The organism is Flavobacterium sp. 2755 (assembly GCF_031455715.1).
Taxonomy (GTDB): domain Bacteria; phylum Bacteroidota; class Bacteroidia; order Flavobacteriales; family Flavobacteriaceae; genus Flavobacterium.
This window is the reverse complement of sequence record NZ_JAVDTG010000002.1, coordinates 71922-91785: the sequence shown is the minus strand read 5'-3', so window position 1 is coordinate 91785 and position 19864 is coordinate 71922. Positions and strand designations below refer to the sequence as shown.

19 protein-coding genes are annotated in these 19864 nt (G+C 30.1%); 6 read left to right on the top strand and 13 right to left on the bottom strand.

The genetic code is table 11. The features are described 5' to 3' along the window. The first annotated feature begins 162 nt into the window (after positions 1-162). Positions 163-561 carry a hypothetical protein gene (locus J2Y38_RS04165; RefSeq protein ID WP_309839859.1) on the top strand — a complete coding sequence of 133 codons (399 nt, stop codon included), beginning with the start codon at positions 163-165 and terminating at the stop codon, positions 559-561. 142 nt (positions 562-703) lie between these two features. Here the strand turns inward: J2Y38_RS04165 and J2Y38_RS04160 are convergent, their stop codons facing one another. Then, positions 704-1711, bottom strand: coding sequence for a glycosyltransferase family 9 protein (locus tag J2Y38_RS04160; RefSeq protein WP_309839857.1), 1008 nt, complete (start codon positions 1709-1711; stop codon positions 704-706). A 43-nt stretch (positions 1712-1754) separates the two neighbouring features. After that, positions 1755-2360: a DUF4254 domain-containing protein gene (locus J2Y38_RS04155; RefSeq protein ID WP_053472996.1), complete on the bottom strand. Its 606-nt coding sequence runs from the start codon at positions 2358-2360 to the stop codon at positions 1755-1757. Between the two features lie 110 nt (positions 2361-2470). Between J2Y38_RS04155 and upp the strand changes: the two genes are divergently transcribed. Then, positions 2471-3124 carry a uracil phosphoribosyltransferase gene (gene upp, locus J2Y38_RS04150; RefSeq protein ID WP_180857018.1) on the top strand — a complete coding sequence of 218 codons (654 nt, stop codon included), beginning with the start codon at positions 2471-2473 and terminating at the stop codon, positions 3122-3124. Here upp and J2Y38_RS04145 read toward each other — a convergent pair. Continuing rightward, complete coding sequence (locus J2Y38_RS04145) at positions 3119-4048, bottom strand: DUF6427 family protein (RefSeq protein WP_256636522.1); 930 nt, start codon at positions 4046-4048, stop codon at positions 3119-3121. The genes upp and J2Y38_RS04145 overlap by 6 nt on opposite strands. 136 nt (positions 4049-4184) lie before the next feature. Between J2Y38_RS04145 and J2Y38_RS04140 the strand changes: the two genes are divergently transcribed. Next, entirely contained in the window at positions 4185-4415 is a 231-nt protein-coding gene (locus tag J2Y38_RS04140) for a DUF6341 family protein (protein WP_053472999.1), read from the top strand. Here J2Y38_RS04140 and purD read toward each other — a convergent pair. After that, on the bottom strand, positions 4407-5681 hold the full coding sequence (purD, locus tag J2Y38_RS04135) for a phosphoribosylamine--glycine ligase (protein ID WP_309839853.1): 1275 nt from the start codon (positions 5679-5681) through the stop codon (positions 4407-4409). The genes J2Y38_RS04140 and purD overlap by 9 nt on opposite strands. Before the next feature lie 133 nt (positions 5682-5814). Between purD and J2Y38_RS04130 the strand changes: the two genes are divergently transcribed. Both J2Y38_RS04130 and J2Y38_RS04125 read left to right on the top strand, forming a co-directional pair. Further along, positions 5815-7125: a phenylacetate--CoA ligase family protein gene (locus J2Y38_RS04130; RefSeq protein WP_309839851.1), complete on the top strand. Its 1311-nt coding sequence runs from the start codon at positions 5815-5817 to the stop codon at positions 7123-7125. Positions 7126-7166: 41 nt separating this feature from the next. Next, positions 7167-7697 carry an ORF6N domain-containing protein gene (locus tag J2Y38_RS04125; RefSeq protein ID WP_309839849.1) on the top strand — a complete coding sequence of 177 codons (531 nt, stop codon included), beginning with the start codon at positions 7167-7169 and terminating at the stop codon, positions 7695-7697. Positions 7698-7925: 228 nt separating this feature from the next. On the opposite strand, the gene J2Y38_RS04120 is transcribed toward J2Y38_RS04125, so the two are convergent. The 6 genes from J2Y38_RS04120 to J2Y38_RS04095 form a co-directional block, all read right to left on the bottom strand. After that, entirely contained in the window at positions 7926-8693 is a 768-nt protein-coding gene (locus tag J2Y38_RS04120) for a glycosyltransferase family 2 protein (protein WP_309839847.1), read from the bottom strand. Then, positions 8693-10060 (bottom strand): undecaprenyl-phosphate glucose phosphotransferase, encoded by a 1368-nt coding sequence (locus J2Y38_RS04115; RefSeq protein ID WP_309839845.1) that lies wholly within the window; start codon positions 10058-10060, stop codon positions 8693-8695. Before J2Y38_RS04115 ends, J2Y38_RS04120 begins: the two co-directional genes overlap by 1 nt. 29 nt (positions 10061-10089) lie before the next feature. Then, the gene (locus tag J2Y38_RS04110) at positions 10090-11073 is read right to left on the bottom strand and encodes a UDP-glucuronic acid decarboxylase family protein (RefSeq protein WP_056207444.1); all 984 of its coding nucleotides are present in this window, start codon (positions 11071-11073) and stop codon (positions 10090-10092) included. Positions 11074-11183: 110 nt separating this feature from the next. Next, entirely contained in the window at positions 11184-14102 is a 2919-nt protein-coding gene (locus J2Y38_RS04105) for a zinc-dependent metalloprotease (protein WP_309839842.1), read from the bottom strand. A gap of 2 nt (positions 14103-14104) precedes the next feature. Next, positions 14105-14482 carry a hypothetical protein gene (locus J2Y38_RS04100; protein ID WP_309839840.1) on the bottom strand — a complete coding sequence of 126 codons (378 nt, stop codon included), beginning with the start codon at positions 14480-14482 and terminating at the stop codon, positions 14105-14107. Positions 14483-14497: 15 nt separating this feature from the next. Continuing rightward, positions 14498-15250, bottom strand: coding sequence for a hypothetical protein (locus J2Y38_RS04095; RefSeq protein WP_309839839.1), 753 nt, complete (start codon positions 15248-15250; stop codon positions 14498-14500). A gap of 128 nt (positions 15251-15378) precedes the next feature. On the opposite strand from J2Y38_RS04095, the gene J2Y38_RS04090 reads away from it, so the two are divergent. After that, positions 15379-16455 (top strand): glycosyltransferase, encoded by a 1077-nt coding sequence (locus J2Y38_RS04090; protein WP_309839837.1) that lies wholly within the window; start codon positions 15379-15381, stop codon positions 16453-16455. Here the strand turns inward: J2Y38_RS04090 and J2Y38_RS04085 are convergent. The 3 genes from J2Y38_RS04085 to J2Y38_RS04075 are packed head-to-tail and all read right to left on the bottom strand — an operon-like array spanning position 16424 to position 19858. Next, the gene (locus J2Y38_RS04085; protein WP_309839835.1) at positions 16424-17734 is read right to left on the bottom strand and encodes an O-antigen ligase family protein; all 1311 of its coding nucleotides are present in this window, start codon (positions 17732-17734) and stop codon (positions 16424-16426) included. The genes J2Y38_RS04090 and J2Y38_RS04085 overlap by 32 nt on opposite strands. Further along, positions 17706-18770: a hypothetical protein gene (locus J2Y38_RS04080; protein ID WP_309839833.1), complete on the bottom strand. Its 1065-nt coding sequence runs from the start codon at positions 18768-18770 to the stop codon at positions 17706-17708. Before J2Y38_RS04080 ends, J2Y38_RS04085 begins: the two co-directional genes overlap by 29 nt. Further along, positions 18767-19858, bottom strand: a complete 1092-nt coding sequence (locus tag J2Y38_RS04075; RefSeq protein WP_309839831.1) for a glycosyltransferase — start codon at positions 19856-19858, stop codon at positions 18767-18769. The genes J2Y38_RS04080 and J2Y38_RS04075 overlap by 4 nt, the downstream gene beginning before the upstream one ends. Between the last annotated feature and the right edge of the window lie 6 nt (positions 19859-19864).

The following is a 19864-nucleotide window of genomic DNA, read 5'->3' as shown; positions in this document are numbered from 1 at the left end:
TTCTTTTATCAGTTTTAAAATTTGGAAAATATACTTTTCAAATTTAAGAAATACACAAAAAAGCATTTAAATAATTGGGTTATTTTTAAAAAACATGATTGAAATTTAGTATATTAGTAGTGCACTTAAGACTTGTCAACACGTTTTTAAAACATTAATATTATGGCAATGCATCACTACCTTCGTCTAACTTTTATATTACTTTTTGTAATAACTTCTCTTTTTTGTCTCTACTTCGTTATCAAAAAAAGAAAAAACAGAAAAGCTCCTAAACTACTTTCAAAAGAAAAGTATGATTGCTCAAAAAATGAGGGAATGACAGAAATATCAATCTCTAATGATAGTTTTTTTAATATTTGGCCTTATGTAAGTGAATTAAAAGCGGCTAAAATTTTATCGAAAAAAATCAAAGAATCTGAATTGGTTCATAAAGTTTACAGAAATTCAACCAATGATTTTGAACATATTTTATTAGCCACTGAAAAAGAAAATCATTTTGTTAAAGTTGTAGTTGATAAAAACAAAAAGAAAGCAATAGGATATCTTCTTTTGGATTTATAAAAATTCCAATAAAAAAAATTCCAAATTCCAATTTTAAAAAGTTGGAATTTGGAATTTTTTTTATTGCTTTTTAGTCACCCTGAGCGAAATCGAAGGGCTTATATGCCCAGAAGACTTCGACTTCGCTAGTCTGACAATGTTATTATAATTGCTTCTTAATTTTAGAAACAACTTCATCTGGAGAAATCGTTCTCATCGCATCCTCGTAACCTTCTACAATTTTATTTCCGTAAACAGAAGTTGGTAATTTTGGATATTGATTTCTGTCTGAAGTTAAAGCATTTTCTAAACTTTGGTTGAAAGGTAAAAATCCTGCATAAGGATGTGTTGCGCCCCAAAGTGTAATTACTTTTACACCAAGCATTGCAGCAATATGTGCATTTCCAGAATCCATAGAAAGCATTACATCAAGATTGCTTATTAATTTTAATTCCTGCTGAAACTTAATTTTTCCGGCAACATTTATTACATTTTTAAAAGGCTCCGAAAGTGAATTCAAAATTTCAATTTCTTTCTTTCCTCCTCCAAAAAGCAAAATTGTATAATCTTTATTTTCTGCCAGTTTTGTTATTACTTCCTTCATTAAATCAAAAGGATAAACTTTAGAATCATATTGTGCAAAAGGAGCAATTCCAATCAGTTTTTCATAATTTTCTTCAACCAAATCTGTGATTTCTCCACCAAAAACCGCTTTTTTAGGAAACTCTGGGTTCGATAAATCTAAAGGAAAACCAAGTTCTTGAAACACTTTTGCATGTCTTTCGAACATAGTTGGCAATTGTTTGAAAATTTTGTTTTCAGCTCTTGTCAATTCTTTTTTTCCTTCACGGCCTTTATCTACAGTTGCTCTTTTTTTTCCGCTTAAAGCGAAAAGTAAACTCACTATTTTAGATCGTAAAACATTATGAAGATCTGCAAAAGCATCGATTTTTAGTTTTTTTACGTCTTTATATAAACGTAAAAGTCCCGGAAAACCTTTGTGTCTTTCTTTTTCATCAAAAGCAAAAAACTCAAGATTAGGGATTCCGTCAAAAAAAGGTTTAAAAAAAGGACGCGAAATAACGGTTAATTTTACCGTTGGATATTGCTTTACAAAAGCACGTAAAACAGGAACCGTCATGGCGACATCTCCCATTGCGGAAAGTCTCATGACGGCTATATGTTTGATTTGGCTGTTAGACAACTCTGCCAAATTATTTTTTATTTTGGTATAAAACCGGGTTCAAATCATCATCGTTGTACATTTTCATTTGTTTGTACACTTTCATGAATTTTTCTCCGCTTTCGATATCAGTCAATAATTCTTCAATTGCTGTAGATAAATCAGTTCTTTGCTCTAAAAGAATATTTAATTTTTCCTGACATTTATCTCTGTGTTCCTGAGTCGCTTCTGCACGAGTCGCTTCTTCGTTCATGTGATAAATTTTCAAAGCCAAAATAGACAATCTGTCAAATGCCCAAGCCGGACTTTCAGAGTTGATTTTTGCTCCGTCTTTTGCTTTTACATGGCTGTATTTTTGCAAAAAGTAACTGTCGATATATTCAACCATATCAGTACGCTCTTGATTTGAAGCGTCGATTCGTCTTTTTAAAGTCAAAGCGGCTACAGGATCAATTTGCGGATCACGAATGATATCTTCAAAATGCCATTGAACAGTATCAATCCAGTTTTTTAAATATAATAAATGTTCGAATTTATCTTTTGGAAACGGATTGTTTATAGGCTGGTCAACATTATCAAATTGATGATAATCTTTAATGCTTTGTTCGAAAACAGAATATGCTAATTTTGAAAACATGTCTTTATTTTTTATAGATACAAAGATACTTTTTATACTTTTATGCTGCGAAAAAAAGAAATTATTTTTTGTTTTTATATAATAGTTCGTTAATAAATTAAAAAATCATCATGAAAATTCATTATATATCTGAAAACAATAGTGTTCTAAATCATTTTCTGGGACAAATTAGAAATGTAAATGTGCAGAACGACAGTATGCGTTTTAGAAGAAATATTGAGCGCATTGGCGAAATTATGGCTTATGAATTAAGCAAAACTTTACCATATAAAAGTGTTGAAATTCAAACTCCGCTGGGCATTAAAAAAACAACTGAAATTGAAACTGATTTGGTTTTATGCCCAATTTTAAGAGCCGGATTACCGCTTCATAATGGCTTTTTAAATTATTTTGACCATGCCGAAAACAGCTTTGTTTCTGCCTGCAGATTTCATCCAAATGGTGGTGATGATTTTGAAATATTAGTTGAATATCAGGCTATTTCAAATTTAAACAACAAAACGGTTTTACTTCTTGACCCAATGCTGGCTACTGGACAATCTATTGTAGCTGTTCATAAAAAACTGATTGAAAATGCTGCTCCTACAGAATTTCATATTGTAGTAGTTATCGCTGCGCCGGAAGGAATTGCGCATCTTGAAAAAAACCTTCCTGAAAATTGTCATTTATGGGTTGCTTCTTTAGACGAAAAACTGAATGAGAAAAATTACATTGTTCCCGGTCTTGGTGATGCCGGCGATCTTGCGTACGGAAGTAAATTATAACTGAGAGAAAAAAGTAAATAAACTGCATAAAATCAAAACATAAAATACAATTTCGTTGTTGAGTTTTTGTTGCATATATTCTACATGACTTGCCGCCATCATTGATAATGGTGCAATGCTGAACAATAATAAATCGTTGGTTTTATCTGGCGAAATAAGAAAAACAAGAACGGCAATAAAAAAGCAGGCTACCACTTTTTTATAAGATGTATGCACAATCTGCGGTCTGTTTGACAAGGTTGTTAACATTGAAAATACAAAAAATACAACAACCGCTGCATATATGGAAAGCGCTCCATTTTCGTAATTATTTTTAAAATAATCTATTCTAAAATCGACTACGGCGCGTTCCTGAACAAATTTAAACGCATCAATATGGAACATTAATGAAACCATATAAAACACGATTGACACGGCCAAAAGTGCAATAAATGGCAAAACCCAGTTTCTATAATCTCTGGAAACGTGAAAAATTATCGATATAAAAACTAAAATTACAAAAAGAATACTCCAAAATTGAAATAAAGAAGCTACAAAAATCCAAAAAGAAGCGTCGAATATTTTTTCCTTTGATGCTTTTAAAGACTGAAGGGAAATCAATCTTCGAAGTGCCAATAATATAAAGAAATTGGCATAAACAACATTTGGATGGTTGAATATTGTTGGAAAAAACAGGATGAATAATAAGTAGAAAAATATCGCGTAACCGTTGTCTTTACTGAGTCCGTTTTTCTTGACAATAAAATTGACCATGAAAAATGAAGCAAAAATAAAGCACAGTAAACTTACTTTTTGAAATATCGTAAAATAAGAATTTATCCAAGACGTTTCTCGAATTTGAAACATAAAGAAGAAAACCAGTATCAAAATTACAACCAACGAATAATTTAATGGTGTAGATTTTTTAAAAACACTTGTTATCATAAGGATATTTTATACTTTTGTGACTGTAAATATAATACTTGTTTAAAAAGGAAAACCAACAAGTTGAAAAAAGATTCTCAGTTTGAATTTTGCTTCAAGGCGTTAAAACAATAATAACATATAATTTTATAAAATTATGAAAGCTTTTTTTGAAGGAATACAATACTTATTCGTTAACATTTTATTTGCTCCGCTTGACTTTTTACGTCATTTAGAATTAAAAACATGGTTTGGTGCAAACACTATTAACTGGATTTTTATGATTATCTGTTCTGCAGCAATCGTATATTGGATTAAACAATTACGTATTTTTGATGCTGCAGGAACTGAAAACCAAGATACAACGGCTCACTCTTTCTTAAAGTAAGTCGAAGCCGATATCCTTTCTAAAATACATCTTATCAAAATTTAGTTTATCTATATTTTGGTAAGATTTTTTTATGGCCTGTTGAAAATCATCTCCGTATGATGTCACAGTCAAAACACGTCCTCCATTACTAACGACATTTTCGCCATCTAATTTTGTTCCGGCGTGAAAAACTATCGAATCGGTAATATTTTCTAAACCTGTAATAACTTTTCCTTTTTCGAAATCTTCAGGATATCCGCCAGAAACCACCATAATTGTAGTCGCGCTTCTTGGATCAATTTTTAATTCGAATTCATCTAATTTTTGATTCGCAACTGAAAGAAACAATTCAACTAAATCAGATTCTAATCTAGGAACCACAACTTCAGTTTCAGGATCTCCCATTCTTACGTTATATTCAATAACAATTGGTTCGTTTTTCACATTAATCAAACCAATAAAAACAAAACCTTTATATTCGATTCCGTCTTTTTGGAAACCTTCGATTGTTGGTTTTACGATACGTGTTTCGATTTTTTCCATCAAAACAGCGTCAACATAAGGAACTGGAGAAACTGCTCCCATTCCGCCTGTATTTAAACCTGTATCTCCTTCACCAATTCTTTTGTAGTCTTTTGCTGTTGGAAGAATTTTATAGCTTTTTCCATCTGTTAAAACGAAACAGCTTAATTCAATTCCGTCCAAAAATTCTTCGATAACCACTTTTGAACTCGCTGCTCCAAATTTCTCGTGAACCAGCATGTTTCTTAATTCTGTTTTTGCTTCTTCAAGATCCTGAATAATCAAAACTCCTTTTCCTGCTGCTAAACCATCTGCTTTTAAAACGAATGGAGGTTGTAATGTTTCCAGAAATTTACATCCTTCTTCAACGGTTTCGGCAGTAAAACTATCATAAGCCGCAGTCGGGATATTATGTTTCATCAAGAATTCTTTTGCAAATTCTTTACTTCCTTCTAATTGAGCACCCAATTTTGAAGGTCCAATAACCGGAATATGTTTTAAACTTTCGTCGTTTTTAAAATAATCATAAATACCTTTTACCAATGGATCTTCTGGCCCTACGACTACTAAACTTATATTTTCTTTAAGTACTAATGCTTTTACTGCCTCAAAATCGGTTGGAGCAATTGCTACATTTTCAGCAATTGCAGCTGTTCCTGCATTTCCTGGTGCAACAAAAAGTTTTTCGCAAAGCGGACTCTGAATCATTTTCCACGCAAAAGCATGTTCTCTTCCGCCTGATCCCAATAATAAAATTGTCATGTTTAGTTGTATTTATGTTGTGGTGCAAAAATAATTGCTTTTACACGTAAAAAATAATTAAATCTTAAAAACTTGTTGATTCTTCGCTGTTAGTAATTGGTAAATATTATTTTTGACGAAAATTATCCTAAAAATGATTCGTCTTTTTGATCTTTCCCTTCAATTAAATGGTTTTCCTATAAAGAAAGCCAAAGCCGAATTGGATAAAATTGTTCATTTTTCTGAAGAAGAATATGTTTCGTTTCTCGAAAGTAAAAAGAAGGAAATTGTTGATTTTCATTTAAAGAATAATTCTTTTTATAGAGAATTAGTTGGAAATACAACTGTCGAAAATTGGGAAGATTTACCCATTTTGAACAAACAAAATCTGCAAAAACCACTCGAAGAAAGACTGTCAAACGGTTATTCAAAAAGCAACATTTACCTCAACAAAACCTCCGGATCAAGCGGAACACCTTTTGTTTTTGCTAAAGATAAATATTCGCACGCTTTAACCTGGGCTTCAAATATTATGCGTTTTGGATGGTTTAATATTGACTTTAATAATTCGTATCAAGCACGTTTTTATGGCATTCCGATGGATTTTATTGGATATCAAAAAGAACGTTTTAAAGATTTCCTGACGCATCGTTTTCGTTTTCCGGTTTTTGATTTATCTGATGAAATTCTCGAAAAATTTCTGCAGAAATTCAGATCGAAAAAATTCGATTATATCAATGGTTATACCAGTTCAATTGTTTTATTTGCAAAATTTTTAGAACAGAAAAACATTATCCTAAATGAAATCTGTCCCACTTTAAAAGCTTGTTTTGTAACTTCAGAAATGCTTTTTGAAACGGATAAAAAACTGTTGGAAAAACAATTCGGCATTCCGATTATTAACGAATACGGTGCTTCTGAACTTGATCTAATTGCTTTTGAAAATCCGCAAGGCGAATGGCAAGCAAATGCTGAAACTCTTTTTGTGGAGATTTTAGATGAAAACAATAATGTTGTTCCACATGGAACGGAAGGAAAAATTGTAATTACATCGCTATTCAACAAAGCAAATCCTTTTATCAGATATGAAATTGGTGACATCGGAATTCTCGATGAAAAAAGTACTCCTCAAAAACCTATCTTAAAAAAATTAATTGGCAGAACAAATGATGTTGCCATTTTACCAAGTGGGAAAAAATCTCCTGGTTTGACGTTCTATTATGTAACTAAAAGCATTATTGAAGATGATGGAAACGTAAAAGAATTTATCATCAAACAAATGCAATTAGATACTTTTGAAATTGAATATGTTGCTGAAAAAGAATTGGTTTCAGAACAAATTCAAAAAATAAAAGAAGCCATCGATTTATATTTAGAGCCAAATTTAAACTTCACTTTTACAAGAAAATCTGTTTTAGAAAGATCCAATCGCGGGAAATTAAAACAGTTTAAATCTCATTTATAAATATAAATAAAATCTTACATTTGTTTTTCTAATAAAAACTTATGGACGATCAATCTTTACTTTCTGAAGAAACAATTTCTAATAAAATATATTTTATCCGTGGTCAAAAAGTAATGCTTGATGGTGATTTAGCTTTGCTTTATGGCGTAGAAACTAAAAGGTTAAATGAACAAGTAAAAAGAAATTTATCTAGATTTCCTGAAGATTTCATGTTTCAACTCAATGATAATGAACACAATTCTCTAAGGTCGCAATTTGCGACCTTAGAGAAAGGAAGAGGTAAATATCAAAAATATCTACCATTTGCTTTTACAGAACATGGTGTAATGATGTTGTCAAGTGTCTTAAAAAGCGACAAAGCAATTCAAACCAATATTCAAATCATGCGTATCTTCACGAAAGTGAGACAAATGCTTTTGGATACAACGGAAATTAAAGTTGATATTCTGCAGATTCAAAAGAAGTTAGAGAATCATGATAAGAATATTGAATTAGTTTTTTCTTATTTAGATGAACTAACTGAGAAAAAAGAAAATGAAGTTGGAAGAATCAAGATTGGTTATAAAAAATAATTCTTTAAGGTCACAAATTGTGACCTTAGAAACTTGAAGTCACAAATTGTGACCTCAAGTTTATGCGAAGATTTTATGTTTAAATTGGAGGACACAAATTGCGACTTCAAGTTTTGCGATGATTGACTCTCAAAATATCTTAATTTGAAAATTGGAAGTCACAAATTGTAATCTCCAATTCTGAACGTGATTCTTCAAGGTCGCAATTTGCGACCTTAGAGAGAATATTTAAACTTTCTTTATATATCTCTGTTTTATAACCAGCTGAGTAAATAAAAATCGTATCATCAATAAAACAGAAGACACGAAATTAAAACCATGAAAATCTCGATAAACACCAAAGTTGTGTTTTATCAATTTGAATTTTGAAGATGAAATGGAATCTTTTCTAATTCTATAAAAAGCTAAAGATTCTGGAACGGCTTCTACCTCTTTTAATTGTTTTAAAATCGTAAGCCATATTCTCCAATCCTGCCTTTTTTCTGAAGATTCTAATTTGATTTTTCCAAAATATTCAGTGTCGTAAATAGCCGTAAGATTACCAACGTAATTACAAAAAAACAATTCTTTATACGTTAACGGATTTGGCGATTCTACTCTTCTTTTTAAATTATTTCCCTCTTCATCAATAGAATCATAATAACTAAAAGTAAAAGGCTGATTATTTGTTTTTAAAAACTGAATCTGTTTTTCTAATTTAGTTGAAGACCACAAATCATCTGCATCAAGATAGGCAATGTATTTTCCCGTAGCTTTTTCCAAAGCTTCATTTCTTGCGAAACCATTTCCTGAATTTTTAGATAATTTGAATAATTTAATTCTGGAATCCTTTTGAACAAATTCTTCAATAATAGAAACCGTTTCATCGGTCGATGCATCATCAACCAAAATCATTTCCCAGTTTTGATACGTCTGGTTTTGAACTGATTCTATAGTGGCTCTAATGAACTTTTCAGTATTATAGGTCGGTGTTAAAATAGATACTAAATCGTTCATTAATATGCTTTTTTATCGCCTTTGAAAATGTTTATTATCGTTTGCGAAATTATTTTCAAATCCAGAATTAATGACCAGTTTTCGATATAAAAAACATCAAATTTTATTCTGTTTACCATATCTCTTTCTGCTGTTATTTCTCCTCTAAAACCACTTACTTGTGCTAATCCGGTAATTCCGGGTTTTACACAATGACGAATCATGTATTTTTTAACCCTGTTACCATATTCTTTATTCTGAGACCATAAATGCGGTCTAGGCCCAACTACAGACATATCTCCTAACAAAACATTTATAAATTGCGGAAGTTCATCGATGCTGGTTTTTCTCATAAATCGTCCCATTTTTGTCACACGCGGGTCGTCTTTTGAAGCTTCTTTTTCTGTTGTTTTGTTAATGTACATTGAACGGAATTTATAACATACAAATTCGTTCTCTTCCATTCCGGGTCTTCCCTGCTTAAAAAATACCGGCCCTTTTGATTCTAATTTTATTAAAATCGCTAGTAATGGAATTAACCATGACAACAAAAAAACAATCACTAATATTGAGAATGAAATATCAAAAAAACGTTTTATAAATTTTATTGTCGGCTCATTAAGCATTGTTAGTTTTAACGAAAGCACGGGAAAAAAATCGTAATAATCTATCTTTAAGTTTTTCGAAAAAATCTCTTTTGTGTCAGGAATAAACTTAATGGTTTTATTATTTTCATCTGCAAAATCAATTAGGTCTTTCAAACTTTTATTCGAAACTTCATTCAAAGAACAATAAATTTCGTCAACCTCATTTTCAATTACAAATGGTTTTAAATCAGCTAGTTTACCTGTTATTTTTTGGCTTACTTTTTTATCCGAAAAATATCCCAGAAATCGATATCCATAATCTCTTCTTGTTTCAAAAAGATCTTTTAATCGAATAGCTTCTGGCGTAAACCCAATAATAACGGCATTTCTATAATTGCTGCCTGTTATGATTCTATATTCTTTTAAATAGAAAAATAAAGCAAATTTAAAAACCGCTACCAAGACCAAAATCAAGGATATAAATACTACAATCTTTGATTCGCTAAAAATCGCTTGTCTCGAAAATGGAAAAAATGCAATACTTGTTAATAGAAATAAAGTTAACTGTTTTATTATTTTTGATGCAATAGCTATTGGTGTTGTAAAACGGTATACCTCATAAAATTTAATTGAAAATGCAACGATTCCCCATGCAGCATTTTGATATAAGATAAGAATCCAGATATTTGAAACCAGATCATTAAAAACAAAAAAACTTACGATCGAGATCACAAATAGGTCGATTAAAATACTTATTGGCCGAATATATTTTGAATATCTTCCTGTGTGAAATGCGGTCATATATAGTTAGAAAACAATTCTAATTGATGTTATTTAATATAGCTTGAAAAATCTTTGTGTTCCTCTTTAGAAAGTTCTTCTTTAGAAAGTGATCTAAAATAATCATACGTAATTTTCATCCCTTCTGAGCGGCTTACTTTTGCTTCCCAACCCAATAATTCTTTTGCTTTGGTCGTATCCGGCTGACGCTGCAATGGATCATTTATAGGCAATGGATGATATACTACTTTTTGATTTGTTCCGGTAAGTTTTATAATTTCTTCTGCAAAATCTTTAATTGTAATTTCATCTGGGTTTCCAATATTTACCGGATATACATAATCAGAATGCAGTAATCTGAAAATACCTTCAACCTGATCGTCTACATAACAAAATGAACGAGTCTGCATACCGTCTCCAAAAATTGTTAAATCTTCTCCGCGAAGTGCCTGTCCAATAAACGCAGGAATTACACGCCCGTCATTAAGGCGCATTCTTGGACCATAAGTATTAAAAATACGCACGATTCTCGTTTCTACGCCATGAAAAGTATGATATGCCATTGTTATAGATTCCTGAAAACGTTTAGCTTCGTCATAAACGCCTCTTGGTCCAATTGTATTCACGTTTCCGTAGTATTCTTCGGTTTGAGGATGTACTAAAGGATCTCCGTACACTTCAGAAGTTGAAGCGATCAAAATTCTAGCTTTTTTAACTCTTGCCAATCCTAACAAATTGTGTGTTCCTAACGAACCAACTTTTAAAGTTTGAATTGGAATTTTTAAGTAATCTATAGGACTTGCCGGCGAAGCAAAATGTAAAATATAATCTAAGTCTCCAGGTATGTGGACAAATTTTGTAATATCGTGATGGTAAAATTCAAAATGCTCTAATTTGAATAGATGCTCTATGTTTTTAAGATCTCCAGTAATCAAATTATCCATCCCGATAACAAAATAACCTTCCTTGATAAATCGATCGCACAAATGTGATCCTAAAAAACCCGCTGCTCCGGTAATAAGTATTCTTTTCATAATGATTATTTATACAACGCAAATGTAAGTGATTTGAAAATTATAGAACTATTATAAAAAACAAAACTGCCTAAAAATAATTAGGCAGTTTTTTAAATATTTTAATTCATTTACTGTTTTATGAATTTAATTGCTTCATCAAAGTTATTCCCTTTAAGCTTGATAATATAATTACCCCCAGGTAAGTTTGATAAGTTTATTTCAATTGATGATTTTTCTGTAATTGAGTGATATAATAGATGTCCCGTACTATCGTAAATATCACAATTAACAAGTTTATCATTCTCTCTTCCAAAATATACCGTGAAAATACCTGAATTAGGATTTGGATAAAGTAGTACTTTCTCTTTGGATCTATAAAAATTTTGATCTTCTCTTTCGCTTAAATAATCATTTATAACATCTGATTCAATATTAGTTCTTTTTGAAGTTAGAATTGAATTACAAAGGCCATAATTATCAGTAATTTTTAATTTAACTTTTGAACTACTAGATATTTTTGTACCAGGTTTCAGAACAATACTTTCATTTGCTATGAGCTCTTTTTCAACATAGTTAAAATCTATTGGAATTGACTCTCCAACTGTAATTTTTTGAGCTGAAGTAGAATAATTATCCGGAACTAAATTTATCTTTTTATCATAAAAATCTGTGTTATTTATAAATGTCTGATCGAAGCCTTCTTGCTTAAGAATATCAGAAATATTATAAATATGTATAACAGATCCACCATATCCATAAAATAACAAATTACCAAATACTTCAAAATCATCTAGGTTGTCCTTTCCATTTGAACAAGTTATCGTTTTTTCCTTTTTTTCCCAATTAGGAAGATCCGTAGAACCCGAATTTGTATTATAAAATAACCTCATTGATCTACCTCTTTGATTGTCTACAAATAAAAATTCATCGTTAAATACTTGTAATTTAGCATCAGAAAATAACCCATCTATATTATAATCTAATGTTTGCTTATTATAGAGATTTTGGAATGGATAAGTTCCTAAATCTTCTTTGTCTGTAATCTTGTAGGAGTACAAATATAAGATATCCTCTTTAGTTCCACCTGTTTTAGAAATTGTTAATACATAAATGAAATCTTTAGATATTTCTATATCAAGTGCCCTTTCTGTACCTTTCATTCCTGGAGGTTGTGCTGCATGTTGCATAGTCCACATATTATTACTGTTTAGTCCAAGCAACATAAAAGCACTACTATTATTTCTGCCTATAAGTATTTCTGGTGGATCGTAAGATCCTGTAAAAGTACTTGAATTAAAATTTACATTACCTTTTTTAAAATTTCCTGATTGTAAAAGTTTTCCATAGGAAGTGAAGCTAAATACCGGCATTGAAAATGTTTGATGAAAATCATAATTACCATTGTTATTTTTATAATAAATTCGTAATATATTATCTGCTTTATCATTATTCTCTAATATAAATAAAAATCTTCCTGTTACATAAGCACTACTCCCAACCTCACTTTCAGACTCATTTTTAATTTGTTGGACTAATTCCCATCTGTCGTAATTTTCATTTAAACGACATATAAAAACTTCATCTTTATTTTTTGCAGTAACAATTATTTCATTACCATTTAATAATAAACCAAAATCAGTCGTTTTGCTTGTACTTGTAAATCCTATGTCAATCATTTGGTGCAATGCATATTTACATCCTTCTCTTTTATATATAACAAGAGAATTTACGATTGGCTTAGTAGGTTTAGGGCTTCCAACAAGGATGAGTGCATATGTCTCAAATGTAGTTACAAGCCACTTATCGTTAACTTCAAGTCTTTGCCCGAATTTTTCAACTGGTGTTCCTATAAATGGTGAAAAATCTTGATTCATAACTGGCTTTACTATATTTTGTCCTTTTAGTGAATTAACCGCTGAACAATCTATAATTTCACCTTCAATAGTCTTACCGCCGCCACTACCCATAGTAGGTGATTTACAAGAAACAAGATCTACAACCATACCTTGATTATAAATTGTGGGTTTATAATAGGATAATATACTCTTCATTCTTCTTTTCTGACCAGCAGTAAATTTTGTCTGGCAATAATATCGTGATGGCTTCTGATAATCCATAATATTCTGCACGACATCCTTTATTTGCCCTTTACAATTATATCCTAAACAATTTCCGGGTGCTATATTCTGAAATCCAGAATTAGGAACTAGTTCCGTATCACAAATCATATCTCCTTCAATATCGCAAGGAATTTCGCTTCTTTGACTGCAAGATGAGCTTTCGTAACCTTCAAAAACATGATAAAGTCCAAGCCAATGACCTGCTTCATGTGCCAATGTACTCCCGTTAGAATAATTAATGTCATTAGGATCTGTTGTTACATTAATCCCAACTTGTAGATAATCTAAAACAATACCGTCTAGACTAAAATCGTCATAAAATGGATAAGTTCCATACCCAAGATAATTATCTTTACCACAATTTATTATATCTGTTGTCCAGATATTCAAATAAAAACTACTTGGAAATCCTGACGATATATTTCTCTTAATCTGCCTATCTACTTCAAATGTAAATTCACAATTATTACCATTTCTAATCCCAACATCATAGGAAGTTTTTCCAAAAAAACGATTAACACCTGTTGTTGCTTGACCAACAGTATTTTGTTTTGCTAGACAAAATCTAATTCTGGTATCAACTCCTCCATATTTTCCACTATAGGCATCATTCAGTATATTAATTTGTTCTTCTATTTTATTTAACGAAATGTTTTTTCCTGTCCCTAATGGTTCGCCACTGTGAATCACATTGAAAACTACTGGAATTACTATTATCTCATCTCCAATTAGTGCTTGCGTCCCAGATGGCTTTTGCGTTTCATTTGTTTCATTATTTTTAAAGCTTGATATAATCTCTTTAACTTTTTTATCTAGTTGTGGATCAATCGTTTTATTTCCTTTATAATACTCATCTGTTAGACAATTTTGTGCAGAGCAAAAAATCGTTATTAAAAAAGAAATAATAATTATAACGTTTTTTTTCATGTTCAATTAATTTTTTTAAATGAAATAGTAGAATATACTTGTGAATAAGATATCCTACTTAAATGCAACGTGTCTTTTGACATGTTTACATTCATGCTTTGAGAATCCAATCCAATAAATAATTTTTCACAATATTCTAATCTGTATGTTTTTTTTATGCTGTCATTTATTGTGAGTGTACCATCTACATCAAAAATCCATATTGCTGTTTCAAATTCTTCTAAACGAAATTTATTATTTGGATAACTTCTTTTGTACATTTTCCATTTTCCATATATCTCTTTGCATGGATCATTCTTAGTTTGTAAATAATAAACTTCTCCACAGCTTGAAAAATAAATCGAAATAAGCAATAAGTATACTTGTTTGCTTTTTTTCATAATACTTTGAATTTCTTATTTTAAATCTTTATAAACTTTAGCTTGTAAAGCTTCTATTTTTCTATTTTGCTCAATAATGTAAAGTGTTAGTTCTTCTATTTTCTCTTGTTGAATTCTTATCATATCTGCTATATTAATTCCATCTTCTTTTATTTCTTTAGCAGACGGTACATTTGGTAAATGTTTATTGTTTGATATAAAAATCTCTAATTCAGACAAAGGCATTAATTTATAATTATCAAAAAATACATAATCAGCCCAAGTTCCATTTGCACTTAAACTAACACGCACTTCATCAGTTAAAATACCTCCTCTTACAAAAAGTTTATAATTTGCATAAAGGGCATTTGTTGGAAATGAGGTTACATCAATTCCAATTTTTCCCGAACTGCTTATTTTCATTCTTTCTGTAGTATTTGTATAAAAATTAATTCCATTAAAACCAGATAATGAAATTGTTGGGGTACTGGAAGAATTATCAAATTTGCTTTTTGTTATACCATAGTTAGCAATTGCTATATTATTCGTTTGGGTATTTAAAAAAGTATCATTCGTAGCAAACCCTATTTTTGGATATACTCCAGTCCCATTAATAACATTAATATTACCATCAACAGTTAGTTTTTCAATTGGATTAATTACTCCTATTCCAACATTGCTTGTTGTACTTGAATTCGTCGTAGCATTAGTTGAGGCATAAGGAGTATAAATTTGAGCAAAAGAACTTCCCATAATAAAAAGCGACAACAATAAATAAAGTTTTTTCATGTTAATTTTTTTTAAATTAAATTCAAATATAATCTTTTTATTGTTAATTTTTTATAAATGATAATGATTTATAAAAGTACTTTAGTAATTAAAGCTTTACTTATATTTTTACTTTTTAAACTTTTAATATGAAAATAGTGCACGTTGTTGAAGCTTTAGAAGGCGGCGTTTATAATTATTTCAAAGATCTATCTCATTTCTTTGGAAATGAAGAAACAAGCGAAAGCATAAATACTACGATTATTTACAGTGGGCACAGGAATGGCGTTAGCCCCAAAAAAATAGAAGCTGACTTCTCTGGAGGCGTCAGGTTGGTGCACTTAAATATGGTCAGAGAAATTTCTCCTATCAAAGACTTAAAATCTATTATTAGATTAATCCAGGAACTAAAAAAAATAAATCCCGATGTAATTCATCTTCATTCGTCAAAAGCAGGTGTTTTAGGGAGAATTGCAGCTTTTTTTTTATTTAAAAAGATAAAACTTTTTTATACTCCGCATGGTTACGCTTTTCTCAGAACTGATATATCAAAAAGTTTTAGAAAATTATATTTGACAATAGAAAAAAGTTTTCAACGCCTTTTTGGAGGAACAACTATTGCTTGTGGCGATACCGAATTTGAAATTGCAAAAAATATTGGGCCTGCAAAATTAATTCGAAATGGAATAGATATTAATTTTGCTCGTCAGTATTTTACCGAAAAAACAAATGAAAAATTAACAATTGGAACGATTGGCAGAATTACTTTTCAAAAGAACCCAAAACTTTTTAATGACATAGCTTTAAAATTTCCGGATTTTAACTTTGTCTGGATTGGCGACGGAGAATTAAATCATTTAATTACAGCGACAAACATTACAATAACAGGATGGCTTTTAGATCAAAATGTTGTTTTTAAAACATTAAATTCTGTCGATATATACCTTCAGACTTCTTTGTGGGAAGGCCTACCTATTGCTGTTTTAGAGGCTATGGCACTGGAAAAACCTGTAATTGGAACCAACATTATCGGAAATAAAGATATAATTGTTCCAAATAAAACAGGGTTTCTTTTTAATGAAATTAACGAATTAGAATACTATTTTCAGATATTAAAAGATAAACAAACAAGAACTGAATTTGGAGAAAATGCATTAAAAAGGTGCTTTGAGCTTTTTAATAAAAATGAGAATTTTAAACAGCTTCTCGCTCTTTATAAAGAGTAATTTTTTGCTGCATCCAATAACTTGAAAAAACAGAAAACCAAAATCCGCTAAAAGCGATACCATCAAATCGAAGCAGGAAGTCATCTATTAAGTTTGAAGTCAAAAAGATGATAAAAAACGTAATTATTACGGCATTTTTTAAATCGTAACCTAAATATCCAATAGTAAAAATATACAGCATTACTACCAGAGGTCCAAGAATTCCAAATTTCAATAAAAAATCTAAAAACTGATTGTGCGTTGGGAATTCATATTTAGCCAGAAACTGCTGATTTGTTTGTTTATAATATTTATTTAATTCCGGTTTTCCATCTGAAGCACCAACTCCAAAAGGAAGGTTTTTAATCGATAATTCCCAAGCTGATTTCCAGATCGAAAGTCTTGTTGCTAAAGTATTAAAAGCATAAATTTCCGGATGATCAATTTCATCTAATTTCCCCACTTTGTCCATATAAGCAAAACTTACAGTAGAATACTTTTGTTTCATATATGGATTTTTCTGCGCGAAAAAAAACAAAATACTGCCTAATACAATCAAAAGTCCTATTAATGTTAATGCGATTTTGCTTAAACTAATCTTTGACTTTGATTTTATTTCAATAATAAAAACAACAGCAAAACCAATTAAAACATTTACTAATGCCATTCTTGTATTTACTAAAAGCACAAAGAAAAACGATAATAAAAAAACTATAATGCGGAAAATTTTAATGACGCTTTTTTCATTATTCTGAAAACTATAAAAGACGAAATAAAAGGCACTTACTGAAATAAAAGCTAAGTGCATATTTAAAGCCGGCGCATGAATACCAATGCTGTCTGCAAATTTATAGCCCATTTCCCAAAGGTCAATATTACTCAGATATTTGTTTAATAAATCAGGATATACAATGTAAAACCTTATTGCAAATCCCAGCATTATCATTGTTGTTGCAATACTATAAGTTTCTATTAATTTTAAAAATTTAACTCGTTGATAATTCCCAATAATAAAGATTGGAAATAATACTAATGAGGTGCTTTTTTCAATGGCTTTTAATCCTTTAGAAAAAGAATCGTTGTTCCAAAAAAGTAATAATTCTAACAAAACTGGTGAAGCGATACAAAGAATTAAAATCCATGATGTTTTGGTGAATTTTAATTTTCGGATAAAAATCAAATTAAAAACGCCAAACAAAATAATAAGTAATGAACATGGTTTTCTGAAAATCATTGCAATAGCAATCAAACACAAAAAAACATGGAATACTTTATTGAAGTTCTTTTCTGAAAGATTCATAGTATAATGCAAAATAAATTAATGGAAAAACACCTATTTTATGACGCACAGCGGTTCCTAAATCGGGTTCGAAAACTCCTTGTACAATAAAAAAAGCAAAAATAATTAGCAGTATAAAAAGTTCTTTCGGATATCTTTTTCTATCTAAGAGACATTTCGCAAAACGAACTAATAAAATATAAAATAATAGCAGCTGCCAAACTATAAAAATAACAATTTGAGGAGATAATATGTGTTTTAAACCATTTACAGGAATATTAACCGTAAAAAATCCATAAAAGATACCTATCGTTTCTCCGTACCATGTATCTGTCTTCACAGGCGAAATAATTATAGAATTAGCATCTGAAGAACCAACCCGTTCACTGTTTGCAACTTCACGGCTAATTTCAGAAAGATATTTTCCTTTTATAATACCATGACTAAAAGATAAAAAAACAGCAATTAATAATCCATAAAATATCGTAGTTAAGGTTTTACTTTTAAAACTTATCAAACTTACTAAATACATCCCTCCCCCAATTACAGGAATTAAAAGGTAATAAGGGCGAAAAAATATTCCAAAAATTAATAATAGAAGTATTGAGTATATAATTGTTTTTTTTAAAGAAATCTTTTGATTTACACACATAAAAACAATTGGAGAGATATACAAAAAGGTTATAAACTCTTTTGATGGCATTGAAATAAAAATGGCAATCATAAAAATTCCCAAATACACTAAAATGTTCTTAATGTTTATTTTTTCAAAATTCTCCGGGATTCCTATTTTCCTGAGGATATACATGAGAATTGGAAATTGTAAAAGTGCAATTAATGAAAATGGTAAATGACGTAAACCTGTTACTTTATAAAATAAAATCGATAAGGGATAACTTCCAAAATATCCTATTAGATTATATTTATCATACGCAATAATGGCCGCGTCATAAAAAAATTTAGGTGGTAAAATAAAAGATGAAACAAGTGCTACAACTAAATTAGCTGATGCAATAATTAAAAAAGCTGCATTATTTTTTCTTATAATTCTTCTCATTTTTTAATCATAGATTCATATAAATCTATATGTTTTTCAACCATCGATTGTATATCAAATTGTTTCGCTCTTTTTTTACAAGAATTGACTATCACTTCATAAAAATCTTTTTCATTAATTAACTTTTTAATGTAAAAAGCAAGTTCTTGATGGTTTCCTTTTTCAAACAAAATACCTGATCCATTAATAAGATCTGACATTCCCGCTACATTAGACGCAATAAAAGGTTTTCCTGAATTCATGCTTTCAATAGCAGATAAACTCAATCCTTCCCAATTTGTACTTAAAACAGTTATATCTGCTGTTTTTAAAAGTCGGGGCACATCCATTCGTATTCCTAAAAAAATTACTCTTCCTTCTAGGTTTAATTTTTCAACGAGAGCTTCACAATCCTTTTGTAATACGCCATTTCCCACTAATATAAGCTTAATATTTTCAGGTAAATATTGTAAGGCATTTATAACTGTTTGCTGATCTTTCTGTTTACTAAATCTTGCTACTTGAATTAACAATATATCATTATCCGAAAACAAGTTAGAAATCTCGTTCTTAGCATAAGGCTGTGCATCATTAATTATATCTAAATTAATACCATTATGAATTACCGTTAATTTTGATTTAGATGTTTTTAAATGATCCTGCATTATTTTATAAACCTCATCTGTAATACAAATAATTTTGCCGTACATTTTATAAATCAACCAGTCTATTTTACTTAAAAAAAAATTTTCAAGTCGAGGATTCGTTGTGTTGTGTTCTGTAACTATTATTTTAATTCTGGAAAATGATAATATTTTTGATAAAACAATCCAATATTGTGATGGAAATAAATGCACATGTACAATATCATATTTTTTTAAAAACGGCATTATTTTAAAAACATTTAATGGATTATATGCCGTTGTACCTAAAGAATATATTTTACAGCAATTAGCCTCTTTTAAAGCTTTCATAAATGGATAATCGGTACCATCTAAAACCAATAGGTCAACCTCAACTCCCTTTTTATTGTAAAGTGGAATTGTTTCTAAAAGCAGCTTCTCCGCTCCTCCAGCATATAAACTATTGATTACCTGTAGTATTCTCATCTTCAA